Origin of the sequence: Streptococcus sp. HMSC072D03 (assembly GCF_001812855.1) — a bacterium.
Classification (GTDB): Bacteria; Bacillota; Bacilli; order Lactobacillales; family Streptococcaceae; genus Streptococcus; species Streptococcus salivarius_D.
The window spans coordinates 1-3613 of record NZ_KV810621.1; the positions used below are offsets into that span (position 1 = coordinate 1).

At 36.4% G+C, this 3613-nt stretch carries 2 protein-coding genes; both read right to left on the minus strand.

Annotated elements, in window-relative coordinates; genetic code table 11:
- The coding region (locus tag HMPREF2877_RS01905; protein WP_176745178.1) for a KxYKxGKxW signal peptide domain-containing protein at window positions 1-361 on the minus strand (361 nt) is incomplete at its 3' end.
- Between the two features lie 54 nt (window positions 362-415).
- Window positions 416-3613, minus strand: a 3198-nt coding sequence (locus HMPREF2877_RS01910) for a glucosyl transferase (RefSeq protein ID WP_070578422.1), incomplete at its 5' end; no start/stop codon positions are given.

The window sequence follows — 3613 nt, forward strand, 5'->3', positions numbered from 1 at the left end:
CTACTTCCGAACTAGCTGTACTTGTGACTTCAAAGCTTGGTTTTTCAGAAACAATTTCTGTTGAAGCCACTTCAGAGCTAGCTACTGGTGTTTCTGACACTGTGGCAGTTTCGCTCGAAGCGGTAGCAGCTGTATTTTCTGTAGGTTTAGTTGTGGCTTCATTACTTGCTGGAGCATCGACGTCAATAGCGCCTTCTTTGATGATGGCTTCAACAGTTGCTTCATTAACAGGGGTAGGTTGTTCTTCAGCTGAAGCATAGTTAAGGCCAGCAAAACTCAATCCCAAAGCAAGTCCTGTCACTGCAATAGTTACCCAATGTTTTTTAACTTTGTGAAGTTTAAAATGTACTTTCTTTTCCATGATAATTCTCCTTTCATTTAAAGATAAATTGGAATTATATGTGTGAAATAAATATTATTCGTAAATATATTTAATAACTCTTCCATCACCGTTTTCATCGAAATGAACAACCTCAGCTTTCACCTTGTAACGAATTGAGTGATTAAAAGTAATGTCAACATTTTTAGCACGTTTTCCAGTTTTTGGGTAATAATAATGGTAGAAGTAGTCATTTCCCGCCCAAATTGTTCGCAATTCATCGTAGCCTAGTCTACCATCATCGTGAAAATAGTAGTAATCATCTCCAATCTTTTGTTCACCCTTATAACATTTACCATCACTACCAACATAGTAACGATAACCGTCAATGTCAACGAATTTGTCACGTCCTAAGTCAACAAGTTCACCAGTATTCTTGTCATAGTAATAACCATCATCAGCAACAATACCTTTAGCTTGTTTACCATCTTTATCAAAGTAAACCTTTACATTATCGATAGTTTTGTGTCCAGTTACCTTTTGACTATTTTCATCGACGTAGTACCAACTATTAGAATATTTTTTACCAAAATATCTAGTAATTGCACCAGTTGAGGTGTCTGCTAGACTAGGGTATCTATCGAATTGAAATACTTGAACATAATTATGGTCGATAGGCTCATTACCTAGGTCGGTGATAAAATGCCAAGGTTTTATTTGAACATAACGTTTTGTGACTAAAGCTCCGGTGTCCTTATCGTGATATCTACCATCTGGTGCGAAATCCCCTTTTAACTGTGGTCCATCAGGGTAGAAGTAGTAGTCCTCACCGTTAATAGTCTGATAACCTGACACCTTGTAGCCACTATTATCTAGGTAGTAGCGGAATGTAGTTGAGATACCATTAGCACGCCATTCACGAGCGATTCTTACAGTACGTTCTCTGAAAGTATTTCTTGCTAAGTTACCTGTATGTTTATCGTAATATTTACCGTTTTTTGCGAAACCTCCTTTTACTTGCTCTCCATTTTCATCGAAGAATACTGTTTCACCATTAATAGTATGCTCCCCTTTTAAAGCGATTCCTTCGGAACCAAAATAGTAAAATGGTTTTGTATCATCGCTAAATCCATTGTGGTTAGAAGGAACGTATAAGTTCCTAGCTAGATGACCATTATCATTCATATAATGGATATTGTGGTAGTCATCATAGAACAGTCCATTTTTTTTGATATCATCTTTCTTTTCAGTAATGACACCTTCTTGATCTGAAATATAAAGTTTATCGTTCACTTCAAAAAGTGTTCCAATGACACGCTCACCATCAATTTTATCGTAGTAGTATTTGTTTCCTCCTTGTTTAATAAACTCACCTTTAGATCGCTTTCCGTTATGGTCAAGATAATACCATTTACCATTTATCATAACTGATTGGTTGACTCCTAAATTAACACGAGCACCGGTATCTTTATCATAATAGTAACCATCGTCTGCGAACTGGTCTTTGATTTGTTCACCATAGACATTGAAATAAACAGCAACACCATTTATCGTTTGGGGACCGTGAAGGAATTTTCCGTCATACCCTGCATAATAGGTGACTTTTTTAATTTTAGGGTTAAGATAGTCATTCTCTAGGTGATAGATAGTAACGTATTGATTTTTGACCATCATTCCTTGGTAGTCATAATAATAGCTGTTTTCAAATTCGTCGGTAACAATTTGGTTGCGATAGTTTAAAGCATATGGTACTTCAGAGAGTTTACCTTCATTATCAGCTTTATAGGTCTTACCATCGATTTGAATAAGAGAGTTGATAACCATTTGTCCATTATGCAAATCATAGTAATGTTTTGGTAGACCTGAATTTGAGTAGCTAGCTTCACCTTTTAGTTGACGACCATTACCGTCAAAACAAACATGATAACTATCGACAATTTGGTTTCCAATGAGTTTTTGACCATTTTCATCGACATAGTACCAGTTTCCATTGTCTTCTACATAAGCATTGGTAACAAGTTCACCACTATCCTTGTCATAGAAGTGACCATTCGGAGCGAAGTGTCCTTTAACTTGGACTCCACTGTCCTTAAAGTAAACTTTGACGTTATCAATGGTTTGTTCGCCAATGAGTTTATTGCCATCGGAGTTGTAGTAATACCAGTTGCCTTTATCATCGCTGACATATTGGTTATGGAATCTAGAATCACCTTGGATAGTGATGTTCCCTTCTTTATCTGCGATATAATGGATACCGTTTAACTCAAAAGATGTATCCTTGACTTTACGACCATTGTCTCTGTCGAAGTAGTAGATTTTATTATCAATATTAATAAATTCACCTTTAGCTTGATGTCCTTCTGGGCGAGATGATTCATGGAAGTAGAGTTCAAAGCCATCAATAGTTTTAGGTCCAGTGACAGGAAATCCGTCTTTGTTGAAGTAATACCAACGACCTTCGTAGTCCATCATAAATTGATTTTTTGGATATTCTATATTATTTTCTGAAGGAAGAGTATAGTAAATTGGGAACGGATAAGTCACAATGTTTAGTTGTTTATTGAGATAATCAGCCACCCCATCGTGGTCTGAATAAAATACATATGGCATAGACTTCCGAAGACCCTTTTCGATGATAGGAAATTGTTTGTTTTTGGCTAAGGCCCCTTTGTCATCAAAGTAGTAGCGTTTGTGATCTAATTCCATTAGTCTATGAACAGCAACTTGGCCATTGTCATAGATGTAATAGTCATCACCTAAAATTGTCTGACGACCTTTCTCAAGTGTGTTACCATTTTTATCGAAATAGTAACGTTCTAATCCAGGCATTACATAATAGTTTGGTTCGATATAAGCAGGTTCATTGAAGTAAACAACTTTACTATAGTTTTCTTCTGGAATATAGTGGCTGTCTTTGAATGTAATAAAACGGTCTGTTACTAGCTTGCCATCGTTTTCATCGTAAAAGTGGAGTTTATCGTCAACTTTCCTAAGCTGCCCTTTTACCATAGTGCCGTCATTGTTAAAGTAATATTGGAAACCGTTGATTTCTTTTGGTCCAGTAACCAGCTGCCCTTTTGTATCTACATAATAGGTAACACCATTTGCATCTGAAACGAAACTCTCTCTTTTATCTGTCTTTTTTGTGATACCTTCCGCTTCAACAGTGATGGTGAAATCGCCATCTTTTTGTGAGGTATCTAAAGTTGTTTTATCAGGAGAAGTACTTATGATGAGGTTTTCGTTGTTTGTAGGTGTATTTGTTGCACTTACCTCAGAATGTGTAGTTTCAGA